Source organism: Mesorhizobium sp. B2-7-1 (assembly GCF_006440735.1).
Classification (GTDB): Bacteria; Pseudomonadota; Alphaproteobacteria; order Rhizobiales; family Rhizobiaceae; genus Mesorhizobium.
This window is the reverse complement of the sequence record NZ_VFUA01000085.1, coordinates 15,602-30,758: the sequence shown is the minus strand read 5'-3', so window position 1 is coordinate 30,758 and position 15,157 is coordinate 15,602. Positions and strand designations below refer to the sequence as shown.

14 protein-coding genes are annotated in these 15,157 nt (G+C 65.6%); 8 read left to right on the top strand and 6 right to left on the bottom strand.

All coding sequences use genetic code 11. The features are described 5' to 3' along the window. Positions 1-54: 54 nt before the first annotated feature. Positions 55-1,137: an LPS export ABC transporter permease LptG gene (gene lptG, locus FJ471_RS25380; protein ID WP_140807470.1), complete on the bottom strand. Its 1,083-nt coding sequence runs from the start codon at positions 1,135-1,137 to the stop codon at positions 55-57. Between the two features lie 2 nt (positions 1,138-1,139). Continuing rightward, on the bottom strand, positions 1,140-2,336 hold the full coding sequence (gene lptF / locus FJ471_RS25375) for an LPS export ABC transporter permease LptF (protein WP_140807469.1): 1,197 nt from the start codon (positions 2,334-2,336) through the stop codon (positions 1,140-1,142). A gap of 377 nt (positions 2,337-2,713) precedes the next feature. Between lptF and FJ471_RS25370 the strand changes: the two genes are divergently transcribed. Both FJ471_RS25370 and FJ471_RS25365 read left to right on the top strand, forming a co-directional pair. Continuing rightward, positions 2,714-4,255: a leucyl aminopeptidase gene (locus tag FJ471_RS25370; protein ID WP_140807468.1), complete on the top strand. Its 1,542-nt coding sequence runs from the start codon at positions 2,714-2,716 to the stop codon at positions 4,253-4,255. A 3-nt stretch (positions 4,256-4,258) separates the two neighbouring features. Beyond that, positions 4,259-4,708 carry a DNA polymerase III subunit chi gene (locus FJ471_RS25365; RefSeq protein ID WP_140807467.1) on the top strand — a complete coding sequence of 150 codons (450 nt, stop codon included), beginning with the start codon at positions 4,259-4,261 and terminating at the stop codon, positions 4,706-4,708. Between the two features lie 39 nt (positions 4,709-4,747). Here the strand turns inward: FJ471_RS25365 and FJ471_RS25360 are convergent, their stop codons facing one another. Beyond that, the gene (locus FJ471_RS25360) at positions 4,748-5,170 is read right to left on the bottom strand and encodes a hypothetical protein (protein WP_140807466.1); all 423 of its coding nucleotides are present in this window, start codon (positions 5,168-5,170) and stop codon (positions 4,748-4,750) included. Between the two features lie 166 nt (positions 5,171-5,336). On the opposite strand from FJ471_RS25360, the gene FJ471_RS25355 reads away from it, so the two are divergent. The 6 genes from FJ471_RS25355 to FJ471_RS25330 are packed head-to-tail and all read left to right on the top strand — an operon-like array spanning position 5,337 to position 11,522. Further along, positions 5,337-6,326 (top strand): 3-oxoacyl-[acyl-carrier-protein] synthase III C-terminal domain-containing protein, encoded by a 990-nt coding sequence (locus FJ471_RS25355; RefSeq protein ID WP_140807465.1) that lies wholly within the window; start codon positions 5,337-5,339, stop codon positions 6,324-6,326. A 4-nt stretch (positions 6,327-6,330) separates the two neighbouring features. Further along, complete coding sequence (locus tag FJ471_RS25350; protein WP_140807464.1) at positions 6,331-7,314, top strand: NAD(P)-dependent oxidoreductase; 984 nt, start codon at positions 6,331-6,333, stop codon at positions 7,312-7,314. Then, on the top strand, positions 7,311-8,135 hold the full coding sequence (locus FJ471_RS25345; RefSeq protein ID WP_140807463.1) for an MBL fold metallo-hydrolase: 825 nt from the start codon (positions 7,311-7,313) through the stop codon (positions 8,133-8,135). Before FJ471_RS25350 ends, FJ471_RS25345 begins: the two co-directional genes overlap by 4 nt. Continuing rightward, a complete protein-coding gene (locus FJ471_RS25340) occupies positions 8,132-9,388 on the top strand; it encodes a F390 synthetase-related protein (RefSeq protein WP_140807462.1) in 1,257 nt (418 codons plus the stop codon). The genes FJ471_RS25345 and FJ471_RS25340 overlap by 4 nt, the downstream gene beginning before the upstream one ends. Further along, on the top strand, positions 9,385-10,530 hold the full coding sequence (locus FJ471_RS25335; protein ID WP_246684828.1) for a GNAT family N-acetyltransferase: 1,146 nt from the start codon (positions 9,385-9,387) through the stop codon (positions 10,528-10,530). The genes FJ471_RS25340 and FJ471_RS25335 overlap by 4 nt, the downstream gene beginning before the upstream one ends. Beyond that, a complete protein-coding gene (locus FJ471_RS25330) occupies positions 10,527-11,522 on the top strand; it encodes a Rieske 2Fe-2S domain-containing protein (RefSeq protein WP_140807460.1) in 996 nt (331 codons plus the stop codon). Before FJ471_RS25335 ends, FJ471_RS25330 begins: the two co-directional genes overlap by 4 nt. A gap of 227 nt (positions 11,523-11,749) precedes the next feature. Here FJ471_RS25330 and FJ471_RS25325 read toward each other — a convergent pair whose 3' ends face one another. The 3 genes from FJ471_RS25325 to FJ471_RS25315 form a co-directional block, all read right to left on the bottom strand. Beyond that, positions 11,750-12,922 carry a hypothetical protein gene (locus tag FJ471_RS25325; RefSeq protein WP_140807459.1) on the bottom strand — a complete coding sequence of 391 codons (1,173 nt, stop codon included), beginning with the start codon at positions 12,920-12,922 and terminating at the stop codon, positions 11,750-11,752. A 105-nt stretch (positions 12,923-13,027) separates the two neighbouring features. Further along, positions 13,028-14,104 (bottom strand): glycosyltransferase family 2 protein, encoded by a 1,077-nt coding sequence (locus FJ471_RS25320; RefSeq protein WP_140807458.1) that lies wholly within the window; start codon positions 14,102-14,104, stop codon positions 13,028-13,030. 5 nt (positions 14,105-14,109) lie between these two features. Further along, positions 14,110-15,027, bottom strand: a complete 918-nt coding sequence (locus tag FJ471_RS25315; protein WP_140807457.1) for a lysylphosphatidylglycerol synthase domain-containing protein — start codon at positions 15,025-15,027, stop codon at positions 14,110-14,112. Positions 15,028-15,157: the final 130 nt, after the last annotated feature.

Here is a 15,157-nt window from a genome sequence, read left to right as displayed (position 1 = left end):
CATAGAGGCGTGCCAAACCGGCCTGCCTATGGCTGCGCAAAACCGCCTCCCTCACTAGCCGTCTTCCTTGTATAGCAGAAACGTCACCCCAAAGAACATAGCCACGACAACCGGAACCCATGCAGCCACCACTGTAGGCACGAATCCGGCGACACCGAATGCCTTGACCAGTACCGAAACGACATAAAGCAGAAAGCCGGCCACGACGCCACCCAGAATCATCGTTGCCGACTGCCCCATTCGCGCAAATCGCATTGAAACCGTTGCAGCAATCAGCGTCATGGCGACGAGAAGGAACGGCAACGCCACCAGCGAATCAAACTGCATGGCGAAGGCATTCGCCTTGAGCCCGAAGGAGCGGGCAACCTCGATCTTGCGCGGCAGTTCGTAAAAGGGGATGGTTTCCGGGCGCGCCAGGCGCTCCTGCACGAATTCCGGCTTGAGGTTGGTCGGCACCTTGTCGGAGGCCAGCGCCTGGATATTGCCCCCCTTGAAGACCTTGACGTCCTGCAAGTCCCAGTAGCCGTCGCGCAGGAAGGCCTTGGCGGCATCCTTGCGTTCGGTGATGTTGCCCTGCGGGTCGAGGATGAAAAACACCGCATCCGCCATCTCCAACCCCTGGTTGAGGATGGCGCGGGCGCCGATGATGGTGTCGCCTGATTCGGTCTTTTGCCGGAGCCACGGCGTGACGTTGGTGGTGACGGCGTTCGATTTGCCGGCCCGCAGGTCGTTCTCCATCTGCTCGGACCAGGAAAAGCCATGCGCGGCGATCGGGTTGATGACGGCGACCGACAGCACGCCGAACATCAGTGCGCCGACGCAGCAGGGGAACAGGAACTGCCAGGCAGAGACGCCGGCCGAGCGCGCGATGACCAGCTCATAGCGGCGGTTGAGCGACACCAGCGTCGCCATCGCCGAGAACAGCCCGACGAACGGCACGGTCTGCAGCATGATCATCGGCATCCTGAGCGCCGAAATGGCGAAGGCTATGCCGTAGGTGAAGCCGGGCAGCCCGGTCGTGCGGCCGGAAAGCTCGGTGAAATCGATCAGGAACACCAGCGCAAGCAGGCCCAGGAAGAACCAGAAGGTGATCGAGACGTAGCGGAAGAAGAAATAGCGGCCCAGCGTCCAGCCCATAGTCAGGCTCCCTGGCCGGAAGTGCGCCGGGCGATCCAGAGCTTGAATGCCGTCCAATTGTCGCCGGTGCGCTTGGCAAGGTTCGTCAGCCAGTCGGCCCAACTGACCGGCAATTCCATGGTGCGCGAGGAGACGATGAACCAGACCGAGACCGCCGAGGCGACGATCGGTATGCCGTAGAGCAGGTAGACATAGTACCAGACCCTGTCGGCCTTGCCTGCAGCGAAGAAGCCCAGCCATCGCACGAACAGCGCGATCGCGATTGCCGTGATCAGCGGATTGATGCGCGCCTCCCGGTGCGAGCGCGCATCGCCGGCAACCGCAAGCGCGATCAGCGCGAACACCAGCGAATAGGACCATTCGGCGAAACGCTGGTTGAGCTCCGCCCGGTAGCTGCCCGGTTCGCGCTGGAACATCTTGTCGTTGGGATCCGGGTTGAGCAGATAGGTCGTCGTCCGGTCCTTAGGCAACAGCGTGATGTCGTTCGCCGCCGACAGGAAGGCCGACATGTCGAAGGCGTAAGAGGTGAAGCGGATGACGGAGAGGTCGCCGGTCACCGATTTGCGGTTGATGACGCCGTCATTCATCATCAGCACCTTCTCGTCGCCTTTTTCGACGATGCTGCCGGTCTTGGCGTAATAGGTGAGGCTGGCCCCTTCCTCGCGCGAATCGGCGACGAAGATGCCGCCGAGCCTGTTGCCGGGAAGCCGTTCCCCGACCTGCAGGTAAAGGCCCTCGTCGATCTTGCGGAACGTGCCTTCCTGGATGATCAGCGAGACAAGGTCGGCGCGCGAAGCCGCCACCAGTTGCCGGTTCTTCTGCCTGGCATAGGGGTCGATCGCGTTGTCGACGATGAAGGAAAAGGCGCAGGCAAACGCCGCGAGCAGCAGGATCGGCCGCGCGATCGTCCAGCGCGAGGCGCCCGCCGCGCTGAGCACCGCCAGCTCCGAATCGGTGTTCATCGCGCTCAGCGTCTGCGCCACCGCCACCACCAGGGCGAACGGCACCACGATCGGGATGATGGAGGGGATGATGAGCGCCGCGACCTCGAAGAAGGTCAGCGCCGACTGGCCGTTGTCGGTGACGAGGTCGATCTTGGCCAGCACCTGCGTCGTCCACACGATCGCCAGCGTCCAGACCAGCGATGCGAGGAACATCGTCAGCGCGCGGCGCATGATGTAGCGTTCAACGACCTTCATGAAGGCTTTTCTCGATTTTGCCGAACGGCATCATGCCCGCCGACAAGGTAGTCATCCGGCGGCGCCCGTACAACTGGCTCATAGGCGGCTCGCTCCGGTTTGTCGCCCCACGCCACATACTTCGGCGTGGCGGAGTCTCCGCGCCAATGGATAAGAAATGCAAAACATCGATGGTTAACAGCAGGTTGCGGCAGCAAGCTGAGGTCGTGCCGAGGCGAATCCTTTGTCTATCGTGGCGCCGATATAGACTGCGATTTCGGCCAAAGTCTTGCCAAATGGCGCAAAACGACCAAATGTCGCGCACGCTTGCCAAACCTCTCGCTCGCTGAAAATTACCTTTGCCGGCACCTTACGGCCATCCCCGAAAGCAGGACCTGATGACGTCGAGACCTTCCATTTCTTTCGCCAAGTTCGCCGCGCCGAAAAAGGGCAGCGTTTTTGTCTTCGTCGCCGACGACGGCGGGCTCGGCGAGGCGGCGAAAGCCTGCGATCCGGCCGGTTCGCTGGCTCGCGCCTTTCCGGTTGCGGATTTTTCCGGCAAGTTCGCAAGCTCGGCCGAGGTACTGGCGCCGGAAGGGGTTTCGGTCGACCGGCTGATGGCGATCGGCGCCGGCAAGGTCTCGAGCCTCGACGACAATGCCTGGCTGAAGCTCGGCGGCGCCGTTGCCGCTTCGCTGCGCAAGGCGACCGAGGTAGCTGTGGTCCTCGATCTGCCGGACCTGCAGCCTGACGGCCGACAGGCGGCAAGCCTTGCCGCCGGCATCCTGCTGCGCAGCTATTCCTTCGACAAGTACAAGACCAGGAAAGACAAGGAAGACGGGCAATCCGATTCAAAGGGGGCTGACGCCAAGGGAGCGGCGGCCAGGAAGGCCGAGGCGGCCAAGCCCGCCAGGATAACCATCCATTGCGCCGACCCCGCGGCCGCGAAGAAGGCGTTTGCCGGCGAGGAGGCGGTGGTCGACGGGGTGCTGTTGGCGCGCGATCTGGTCAACGAGCCGGCCAATGCGCTTGGTCCTGTCGAATTCGCCGAGCGCGTCAAGGCGCTGGAGCAGCTCGGTGTCGAGGTCGAGATCCTCGCCGAAAAGGAGATGAAGAAGCTCGGCATGGGCTCGTTGCTCGGCGTAGCCCAAGGCTCGCCGCGCGGCGCCCGCTTGGCGGTGATGCGCTGGAACGGCGGCAAGGCCAAGGACGCGCCGCTCGCCTTCATCGGCAAGGGCGTCACCTTCGACACCGGCGGCAACTCGATGAAGCCGGCTTCCGGCATGGAAGACATGAAGGGCGACATGGGCGGTGCGGCCGCCGTCACCGGGCTGATGCATGCGCTGGCCGCGCGCAAGGCGAAGGCCAATGTGGTCGGCGTCATCGGCCTGGTCGAGAACGCTGTCGACGGCCATGCGCAGCGCCCCGGCGACATCGTCAGCTCGATGTCGGGCCAGACGATCGAAGTCTTGAACACCGACGCGGAAGGCCGCCTCGTGCTCGCCGACGCGCTTTGGTACGCCAACGACCGTTTCAAGCCGAAATTCATGATCAACCTGGCGACGCTCACCGGCGCCATCATGGTGGCGCTCGGCCAGCATTATGCCGGCCTGTTCTCCAACAATGACGAGCTCGCCGGCCGGCTGTTCGGCGCCGGCCAAGCCAGTCAGGAGCGGGTCTGGCGCATGCCGCTCGGCCCCGAATACGACAAGCTGATCGATTCCAAGAACGCCGACATGAAGAACATCGGCGGCCGCTATGGTGGCGCCATCATCGCTGCGCAGTTCCTGCAGCGCTTCGTCAAGGACACGCCTTGGGCGCATCTCGACATTGCCGGCACCGCGATGGGCGCGCCGTCGAGCGAGATCAACCAGTCCTGGGGCTCGGGTTTTGGCGTGCGCCTCCTGGATCGGCTGGTGCGCGATCACTACGAAGGGTAGGGAATGGCCGACATCCTGTTCTACCATCTGACGGAATCGACGCTCGAGGAGGCGCTGCCTGGCCTGCTCGAGCGCAGTGTCGAGCGCGGCTGGCGCGCGGTGGTGCAGACCGGCACCGAGGAGCGCCGCGACGCGCTCGACCAGTATCTGTGGACCTTCCGCGACGATTCCTTCCTGGCGCATGCCACCGACCGCGAGGCCTATCCGGCCGAGCAGCCGGTCCTGCTCACCACGGGCGAGGGCAACCAGAATGCCGCGCAGATACGTTTCCTGGTCGACGGCGCCAGCCCGCCCGAGCTTTCCGGCTACGAGCGCGCCGTCTTCCTCTTCGACGGCCATGACGCGGCACAGCTCGAAGCCGCGCGCGGCCATTGGAAGACGATGAAGGAAGCCGGCCACGCCGTGACCTACTGGCAGCAGACGCCGGACCGGCGCTGGGAGCGCAAGGCCTGAGACATCAGCCTGCAATTGCAATTGCAATTGCAATTCTACTTAAGCATCCGCTGCGCGCTTCAGAAAATTCGCCACCCGGTCGATAGCGAGAACCAGATTGCCACCATAAAGGACCGAGAACATAAAAATCCCGAGAAAAGAGGTCTGAAAGAGGACCGCGCCAAAAATCGCGAAAGTCAGGGAAAAGACCAGCAACTGAAAACTTCGTAGCCGGTATTTCAAAAGCAATCCGTAGGAGGCTTGTTCGACCCAGATGCGGCCACTGTCGAAACCGGCCATGGCTGCGGTTCTGGAGCCCGTCTGCCACAACGACGTCTGAAACTCGACGAAATCCTCACCTCTCTTGTTGGCCGGATGCCCATCGTCTTTCAGCGCTGTGGTCACGCGGTCCAGGATTTCATCCTTCGTTGGGGCGGAGGTCAGGACAATCGAGCCGCTCAGGTGCCAAAGAAAATCCAGCATTACTGTTTCCAAGCTTCGGCGACTTTACTTGCGGCATGCAGGCGCAGCTGCATGTTGGCAGCGTTGCTGCACTCTCTTTCTGTACAGTTCATATCCTTGCTCAATCTTGGCCACCACCCTTGATCCGCACTATAGATAGAGCCGAAGCTTATGCGGCGGGGGGAGAATGCGGATCAGGATCGTCGGAACCGGCAGGGCGGTACCGGCTGAGCGCCTCACCACACGCGCCCTGGAGGCGAAGCTGAGCCTCGCCGAGGGCGCCCTTGAGGCCGTCACCGGCGTCGTCGAGCGCTATGTCTGTAGTGCCGAGTCGCAAATCGATCTCGCTGTCGCCGCGGCGACGCTTGCGCTTGAGGATGCCGGCGTCGAGCCCGGCGCCGTCGACCTGATCGTCGGCGGTTGCGGCGTGCCCTACCAGCCGCTGCCGGCGACCGCGCCGCTGGTCATGCAGCGCCTCGGGCTGGCGGACGGCTCGGCCGCCGCCTTCGACGTCAACAGCACCTGTCTCGGCTTCCTCACCGCCGTCGAAACCGCCGGCCGCATGATCGAGGCGGGGCAATGCGAGACGGCGCTGGTGTTTTCGTCCGAAGTCGCCTCGCGCGCTCTGCCGTGGCAGGACGCGCCGGAGATCGCCGCGCTCTTCGGCGACGGCGCCGCGGCGGTCGTGCTGCGCAAGGCCGAGCCGGGCGAGGGCAAGGTGGCGGCGAGCCTGATGCGCACTTATCCGTCGGGCTGGGAAGCCTGCGGCATTGGTTCGGGCGGCACGCGCTTCGATTTCCGCAAGGAACAGGAGGCATTCGCCGCGCACAGCCTCTTCCACATGGACGGCAAGGAATTGTTCCGCCTCACGTCGCGCCATTTCAACGGCTTCGTCGACGCTCTGCTGGAGCGCGCCGGCTGGCGGCATGACGATGTCGATCTTGTCGTGCCGCACCAGGCGAGCCCCTTCGCGCTCGCCCATATGGCGCGCCAGACCGGCTTTGCGCCGGAAAGACTGGTCGACATCTCCGCCCGCTTCGGCAACCAGATCGCGGCCTCCATGCCCTTCGCGCTGGATGTCGCGCGCCGCCAGGGCCGCGTCGCGCCAGGCATGAAGCTGCTTTTCCTCGGCACGTCGGCCGGCGTTTCCTTCGGCGGCATGGCGCTGGAGGTCTAAAGCGATGGCCGTGCTCGTCACCGGCGCCAGCGGTTTCCTCGGCTCCCATGTGCTCGAGAGGCTGGCGGCATCCGGCACGCTGGCGCTCGGGCTAGGCCGCGATGAGGCAAGCTGCGCCGCGCTCGAAGCCGACGGTCATCGCGTCATCCGCCACGACCTCGCGCAGCCGCTTGACGCCTCACTCGATCCAAGGCTCGGCAGGGTCGAGCGGATCATCCATTGCGCGGCGCTTTCTTCGCCCTTCGGCCGCCTCGTGGATTTCGTGGCGGCAAATGTCACGGCGACGCGGAACCTTGTCGACTTCGCCGGGCGGCAGCGTGTCAGCCGCTTCGTCCATATCTCCAGCCCGTCCGTCTGCTTTGCCTTCCGCGACCAGCTTGGCCTGACCGAGGACATGGCCTTGCCGGAGCCGGTCAATCACTATGCCCGCACCAAGCGCGAGGCGGAAAAGATCGTGCTCGGCCAGGCCGCCATCCATCCGGTGGTGCTGCGGCCGCGCGGCATTTACGGCAAGGGCGATCGGGCGCTGCTGCCGCGCCTCATCAAGGCGGCAAAAAGCCGGCCGCTGCCGCTGTTTCGCGACGGCCGGGCGGCCATCGACCTCACTTATGTCGACGATGTCGTCGACGCGGTCATGGCGGCGCTCGCGGCGCCGGAGGAGGCGGAATACCAGGTCTTCAACGTCTCCGGTGGCGAGGTGCTGCCGGTCCGCCGCATCGCCGACGAGGCCTGCGGCCGCGCTGGTCTCAAGGCGCGCTGGCGGCCGACGCCGCTCATGCCGGCGATGCTGGCGGCGGGCCTGATGGAAGCGGTGGCGCTGCGGTTGCCCGGCCGGCCCGAGCCGCCGGTCACCCGCTATGGGCTCGGCCTCTTCGCCTATGCGCAAAGCCTCGACCTTTCCAAGGCCAAACCAGTGCTCGGCTGGGCGCCGAAAGTCTCGTTCGAACAAGGGCTTGACCGCACTTTTGCCGGCGGGGCAGGATCATGAGGATCGTCTTCGCCAACAGCGCCTGGGTGAGCGCCGCCGAACGATTGATCCTGCGCGGCGGCCGCTGGCAAAGCGTCAAGCTGCGTGTCCGCTACGGACTGATCTTTCACCCGGCAGCCGGGCCGGTGCTGGTCGACACCGGCTACACGCCGGAGGCGCTGAGCGGCGAGCGGCGCAGCCGCACGCTTCGGCTTTATGGTGCGCTGCTGAAGCCCGAACTCGACGCTGACGAGCAGATCCTCCCGGTGCTGCGGCGCTTCGGTCTGTCGCCCGATGACATCCGCACAATCATCGTCACGCATTTCCACGCCGACCATATTTCGGGCCTGTCGCTGTTCCGCAACGCGCGCTTCATCGCCAGCGATACCGCCTGGGCGCGGGTCAAGGGGCGCAGCGTCAGGCAAAATCTGCGCCATGGCGTCTTCACCGAACTCTTCCCTCCGGATTTCGAAGCGAGGCTGGAAGGCATCTCCGCGAAACCGCGCGTCGCGCCGCAGGGCGACATGCCGGGCGGCGCCGATCTCTTCGGCGACGGCAGCGTGATCGCGGTCGATCTTCCTGGCCATGCCGATGGCCAATTCGGCCTGCTGTTGAATAGGCTGGACCGCCCGCTGCTCTACGCCGTCGATGTGCAATGGCTGCTCACGGCCTTGACCGAAAACCGCACGCCCGGCTTCCCGGCCACGATGATCGCCGAGGACGCCGCGGCGATCGAGCCGACCAGCGCCATGCTGCGCCGCTTCATGGCCGCCGGCGGCGAGGTGATGCTCTGCCACGATCCCGTACCGACGCCTTATGACCTCGCGCCGGAGGCTGCATGAACAGGCTGGCGGAAGCGGCAGGGTCCTTCGCCCTGACACGCTGGGTCTCGCGCAAGACCCGGCCCGATTTCGAGCGCTGGCAGGCGGCCGCCTTGCGGCGCTTCCTCGACCGCGACCTGCCGCGCGCGCCTTTCTATCGCCACGCACCGGACCGGCTTGCCGACCTGCCAGTGACCGACAAAGCGCTGCTGATGGCGCGCTTCGACGAATTCAACGTCCACGGTCTCACCGCCGCGCAAGCCCGGGCGGCCCTGGAGCGTGACGGCTGCGCGGGATCGCTCACTGTCGGCGCCAGCACCGGAACATCGGGCAATCGCGGCCTGTTCGTGATTTCCGAGGCCGAGAAATACCGTTGGCTGGGCACGATCCTCGCCAAGGCGACGCCCGATCTTCTATGGCGCGGCATGCGCGTCGCCGTCATCCTGCCGCAGAACACCGGGCTCTATGACAGCGCCCGCAAATCGCGCCTGATCAAGCTCGCCTTCTTCGATCTGGCGAACGGGCCGGAAAGCTGGCGCGGCGCGCTGGAAGCCTTCGACCCGACGGTCATCATCGCGCCGCCAAAGATCCTTCGGCATTTCGCGGCCGAGAACTTCCGACTCCAACCGAAGCGTGTCTTCTCCGCTGCCGAGACCCTCGACCCGGTCGACCTTCCGGTGATCGAGAATTTCTTCCGGCTGCCGCTCGACCAGATCTACATGGCGACCGAAGGCCTGTTCGCCGTGACCTGCCGGGAGGTCGGACTGCATCTTGCGGAAGACTCCGTCTTCTTCGAATTCGAGGCGGCGGGCGAGGGGCTCGTGACGCCGCTGGTGACGGCCTTTCGCCGCCAAACCCAGATCATGGCGCGATACAGGATGAACGACCTGTTGCGCCTGTCCAAAGAACCTTGCCGATGTGGTTCGCCGCTGCGCTGCGTCGACGAGATTGTTGGCCGCATGGACGATGTCTTCCGGCTCAGGTCGCCAGACGGCCCGATGCTCGTCACGCCCGATGTGCTGCGCAACGCCGTGCTCAAGGCCGACCACCGCATCGACGATTTCCGCCTCGTCCAGACTGCGTCCGACGGGGTTGAGCTCAGGCTTCCGCCGACGCTGGCAGACGACGCGGCGGCCGCCGCACATCAAGCAGTGCAAGCGTTGCTGGCCGCGCGAAAGGCGGCCGCCACCGTGACGCTCATCCGCGCGCCGCTGCCGCTGGAGACAGGCCGCAAGCTGCGCCGCGTCGAATGCCGCCTGGAGCCGGCGCGATGAGCGGCGCGGCGACAATGGAGTGGCCTCAGCAGCAGGCCGACCGGGTCGAGAACAAGCCGGCAAAGGTCGAGGCTTTTGTGAGGCTTTTCAACGAGATGCCGGTGTGCGATCTCATCGCCAACCTCAAGACGAAAGTCGAGACTTTCGAGGTCGCCGGCCGGGCTTTTCCGCTGACACTGAACGACGCCGACGAAGCGCCCAAATGCTATATCTGCTGTCCGAGCAGCGCCTATATCGACTATGCGATGGACGAGACGCGCAACTTCGCCGCCCACCCTCTGCTGCGACGCGCATTGAACGCACTGATCAGGGCCTGCGCGCCGCTGGTCAGGGCAAGCGGCCTCGACCGTCAGGCGCAGGTCAACAACTGGCTCTATTCGACCAATCCAGTGCCGCTGCTCGACCGGCGGACGGCCGCGTCGCTGCGCGCCGACCTGACCGCGCGTTTCCCCGATCGCTCCATCGTCATCCGCTCGTTGAACGACGTCGCCGATCCGGCGACCATTGCCGCTTTGAAGGCCGAAGGGTTCCGAATGCTGGCGGCACGCCAGATCTATATCTTCGCCGACCGCAGCGCGACGCCCGCGCTGACGCGAGACATGAAGCGCGATCGCGCCCGCCTGCGCGCGACACCGTTCGAGCGGGTCGGCAATGGCGATTTCACCGAGGCCGACTATGCACGCGCCGAGCAGCTCTACGATTTGCTCTACCTCGACAAATACACGCCGCTCAATCCGCACTACACGGCCCGCTACATCGCAGAGATGCACCGGCGCGGCATCATCAGCCTGGCGGGGCTGCGCAGGCCGGGCGGTGAGCTCGTCGCCATCACCGGCCTGTTCGAAAACGGCGGCACGCTGACCCAGCCGATCGTCGGCTACGACATAGCCCTGCCGGTGGCCGATGGGCTTTATCGCATGATGATGGCGGTGGCGCAGGATCACGCCACGGCGCGCGGCCTGTTCTTCAACATGAGCGCGGGTGCCGCCGGTTTCAAACGGCGGCGCGGCGCGGTCGCCGCGATCGAATACAACGCCGTCTATGCCGGGCATCTTGCGCGCCGCCGGCGCCTGGCGATCCGCGTCATGGAGACGGTGCTGGCGCTGGTAGGCATTCCGCTGCTCAGGAGGTTCGAATTGTGAGCGAGCGTCGTGGGGAGGATCATTGGCAGGCGGTGGCGCTGTCCGCGGAGGTCGGCAAGCGGCCGAAGCGCATCCTGTTCGATGGCGAGCCGGTGGTGTTGTTCCGTTCGGCGCAAGGCATTGCAGCGCTTTTCGACCGCTGTCCGCACCGGCTGGTCGAGCTGTCGACCGGCAAGGTCGTCGGCGGTGAGATCGAGTGCCCTTATCACGGCTGGCGCTATGACGGCGAAGGCCGCTGCACCGCCATTCCTGGTCATGTCGGCGCCATGCCGCATTACCGGGTCCGCCGCTACGCGGCGATCGAGCGCGACGGCGTGGTCTTCATCTCGTCCGGCACGCCACGGGGCGAACCTTACCTGCACTGCATGCGGGGCAGGGACATCATCGTGCGGCGGGTGCGTTCATCGACGCAGTCGACGGTGATCGACGCGGCGGAAAACATCCTCGATGCCACCCACACCCATTTCACCCATAAGGGCCTGCTGCGCGGCCTCACCTCCAAGCGCCATCTGGTGCGGGTCGAGGTGACCGGCGGCGAGGGCTGGGTCGAGGCAAGCTACACCGGCGAGGACCGCCAGCAGGGCCTGATCAGCCGGCTCCTGGAAGGCGAGCGCGCAAAGACCATCGGCCGCTTTCGCCATCCCGGCATCGCCGAACTGGAATATTGGGGCAAGGACGGGCTGGTCTTGGCCACCACCTTCCATCTTCGCCAGGCCGACGAGCGCACCGTCGAGGGTGTCGGCTGGCTGATCGGCCGGCGCCAGGGTCTGCTCGGCGAACTGAAGGCGCTTGCCTTCAAGCCGCTGTTCACTATCGCGCTGCATCAGGACCGCCGCGTGCTGAAATCGGCCAGTGACAACGCTCGGCTGCCGCCGCAAGCCCTGCCGGTCATCGGGCCGCTCGATTTCCTGCGCCGCGATATCGCGGCGATCATGGAAGGCAAGATGCCGGCGGCTGCTGGTGGGGTGAGGGTGCACCAGATCGAGTTGTAGTTTTCGCTCTCGAGATGGTTAGGTCGGGTTCCTTCAGACCCCCCTCTGCCCTGCCGGGCATCTCCCCGCAAGGGGGAGATTGGATGTCGCGACCGCTTTCGCCAATCATCGAGGTTGCAGGAAAGGCGCCGCCGGCGGAGCTGCTGATCTCCCCCCTCGCGGGGGAGATGGCCGGCAGGCCAGAGGGGGTGCTGTCCGGCCGGCGTTTGGAATGGAGGCGGCTTAGGCTAGGCCGGCCCATTCCATTCGATATCGCGCGTCGACGCCGCCTGCAGGCTGATCCGCTGGCGCAGCGCCATCCCTACAATCTCCGCCAGTGCCGGCCACTGCGCCCTTACCGGGGCTGAATCTCCCGGCCAGTCGAGCAACTCTTCGCCCTCGCGCATCGCCTTGCGAAAGCGGGCGAGCGCTCTCGAACGCAGCGCCGCCGGCAATCCATAAATCCACATCGCAAGCCTCACTGTTTGCGGGGCGGTGACGTCGGGTGCGACTTCTGCTCCATCGCCAAGCGCAGCATCGGTAAACCGCGCCGGATCGCGAAAGAAATGCAAGCCGCTCACCGCGCGCGGATTACATTCGAGCGGCAGCACCCGGCCGCCTGGCTCGCGCATCAGGTCGAAGGAGATCTGCCCGGTCCATGACGTGCCGGCGACGATGCGCTCGACCAGATTGCGCGCCGCGTCATCCTCGACCCGCTCGAAGAAGATGCCGGCGCCCTTGCCGGCACGGTAGAGCGAGCGGTAGAGCGCCAGCGCCTTGAGCCTGCCTTCCCCCGCCACCGCATAGATGCTGATCTCCTCGCCCTCGAGGAAACGCTGCGCCACCCAGGGCATGGCGGGCGAAGGTGTGATCGCATCGAGGAAATCCGGCGGCGGCCGCAGCAGCACATGGCTGGCAAAGCGCGACCAGACCGGCTTGAACACCAGGTCGCGAGAGCGGCCACGTACCGCCTCCAGATCGTCGCGGGAGTTGAGAAGCGTGGTCTCCGGTACCGCAAGGCCAAGCTGTTCAGCCAACCGGATGAAGCTGTGCTTGTTGTGAACCTGCGCCAGCAGCTCGATATCGGGCGCGAACAGTCGCGCCGGCATGGTCCTGCCGCGCCAGGCAAGCGCAAGGTGAAAGACCTCCTCGCAGGTCGGGATGACGAGGCCGATGCCCTCGGCCCGTATCAGCGCTTCCACCGTGTCGGCATAGGCCCGCGGCTCGAAGCGCGGCGGCGGCAGCCGGTAGTAGCGCGCGCAGGCCCTGCTCGCCGCCGCGATCGGCCGCGCCGGCGTGTCGGCCAGGACCACCCTATGGCCAACGCCATCAAGAAGGCGCGCCAGATGCAGCGCCACCGGCGCGCGTGCTCCCGTAATCAGGATGGATGTAATCAGGATGGATCCGTCAGCCCCCGGCATCGCTCATTCGCGGTCGTTTCCGTCGCGAAAAACCGTTGCGCGAAATCGGCGTCCTTGGCAACGCGGGCTGCTGTCGATGGCAATGCTATTTGGGGGCCAGCCGGATCACTTCCGGCGCGGCTTCGCCTTCTCGGTTGTCGGCTTGCTTGGCCAATGCCAGCCATCGCCCTCGCCATGCGCGGGCTGCGGCCGCGCCACATAGGCGAGCGCGCCGTTGGCCTCGAGATAGACGCGCGAGAGCATTTCGGCGAGCACGCCCGACGTTATCGCCTGCAGCCCGGCGATCACCAGGAAGAAGCCGGTGATCAGCATCGGCCTGGTGCCGATGTCCTGTCCGAGGAACACTTTCACCGCAAACAGATAGGCAAGGATCAGCGAACCCAGCACGCCGAGCACGATGCCGATGCCGCCGAAGAAATGGCCGGGCCGCGTGCGGTAGCGCAGGAAGAAGAACATGAAGACGAGGTCGAGCACCACGCGGAAGGTGCGCGAGATGCCGTATTTCGACTGGCCGTGGATGCGGGCGTGATGCGTCACCACTTCCTGCGCTATGCGGCGCGGCGTCGTCACCGTCGCCAGCCAGGCCGGAATGAAGCGGTGCATCTCGCCGTAGAGCCGCACGCTGCGGATGACGCTGCCGCGGAACACCTTCAGGCTGCAGCCATAATCCTTGAGCTGCACCCCGGTGACGCGCGCGATCAGCCTGTTTGCGATGCGGGAGGGCAGGCGGCGCAACCAGAAACCCTCCTTGCGATCCTTGCGCCAGCCGGCGACGAGATCGAGATCCTCGGTCAGCAGGCGATAGACCATGCGCGGGATGTCGAACGGATCGTTCTGCAGGTCGCCGTCGAGCGTCGCGATGACATCGCCGCGCGCGGCGTCGAGGCCGGCCTGCATGGCGGCGGTTTGCTTGTAATTGCGCACCAGCTCCACGCCGTGCACATGAGGCCCGTATTGAGCCGCCAGCCGGCGGATCTCGACGGGCGTGGCGTCGGTGCTGCCGTCGTCCACCAGCACCACTTCCCAAGGCTGGCTGTAATTTTCCATCGCCTGGTGGATGCGGACCAGCAGCGGCTCGACATTGTCGGCTTCGTTGTACATCGGGATGACGATGGAGAGCTTGTGCTCGGGCATGACGGCGCCCTCGGGCAATCCCGATGCGGGGATGGGAAGCACGTTCATGGCGGTCATTTCCTTGCCGGTCCCGTCGCCGGGGTTTCCGGCAGCGTCGATTTCGAGGGGAACAGCCAGGCGATCGCACCGGTTGCGACCGCCGAGCAGAGAATGAAGAGGTGCAGCGCGAGCGCCGCCTGCAGGCCGTCCTTCATGGCGATGCCGGAATAAAGCAGCGCCGCCGCCGCGCCGGCCTCATAGGTGCCGAAGCCGGCGACGCCCTGCACCGGCAGGATGGCGGCGGCTTCCGCGCCGACCGCGCCGGGAAAGGCGGTCTGGAACGTGGTGTTGAGCAACATGGCGAGCAGCCAGCCCTGCACGCCGAGCTTCAGTGCCCAGTTGGCGATCGTCCACCACCAGCCATAGCGCGAGCGTCCCGTCGCTTCGGTGAAGATGTCGCGCAATTTGCCGAGTTTCGAGACGATCCTGCCGCCAGCCGTCCAGTCGTGCGGCGCGCGCGCCCAGCGCGGCAAGTACCATGCGGCGGCGATCAGCGCCGCGATGCCGGCGGCCCTGAGCGCCGGATGCAAGCCCGGCCAGACCAGGCAGGCCAGCACGCCGACGACGAAGGCGTCCTGCAGCCTGAACCAGAGGAGAGAGGCGCTGGCGCGCACGATCGACACGCCGAACACTTGGCGCAACAGGATCGGGAAGGCCGTCTCGCCACCGCGGAAGGGCACGACGTTGATCATCGCATTGTGGATCAGGATGACGCGCAGCACGGCGCCGAAGCGGCCGTTCACGTCGTCGCGGAATTCGTCGCAGACGCGCAGCGCCCTGAGCACATAGGTGACGAACAGCGCCGCCGCGACCGCCACGAAAGCGCCGGGCGTGATGGAGGCAAAGGCATCGCCCACCATCTTCCAGCGCTGGTCGCTGGCAAGCCATGCCAGCAGCGCCAGGGTGACGATTATCGATATCGCTCGCTTCAATCAGGTCTCCAATGGGCCGCCCGGTTGGGGGGCGGAAGCGCAATCCGAGGGCCACGCAAGGGCAACTCTCGGATGTCGGCCCGGCCGGCGCCGGTCCGATATCGGATCCGTTCCCGCTTTTTCAAGGCGC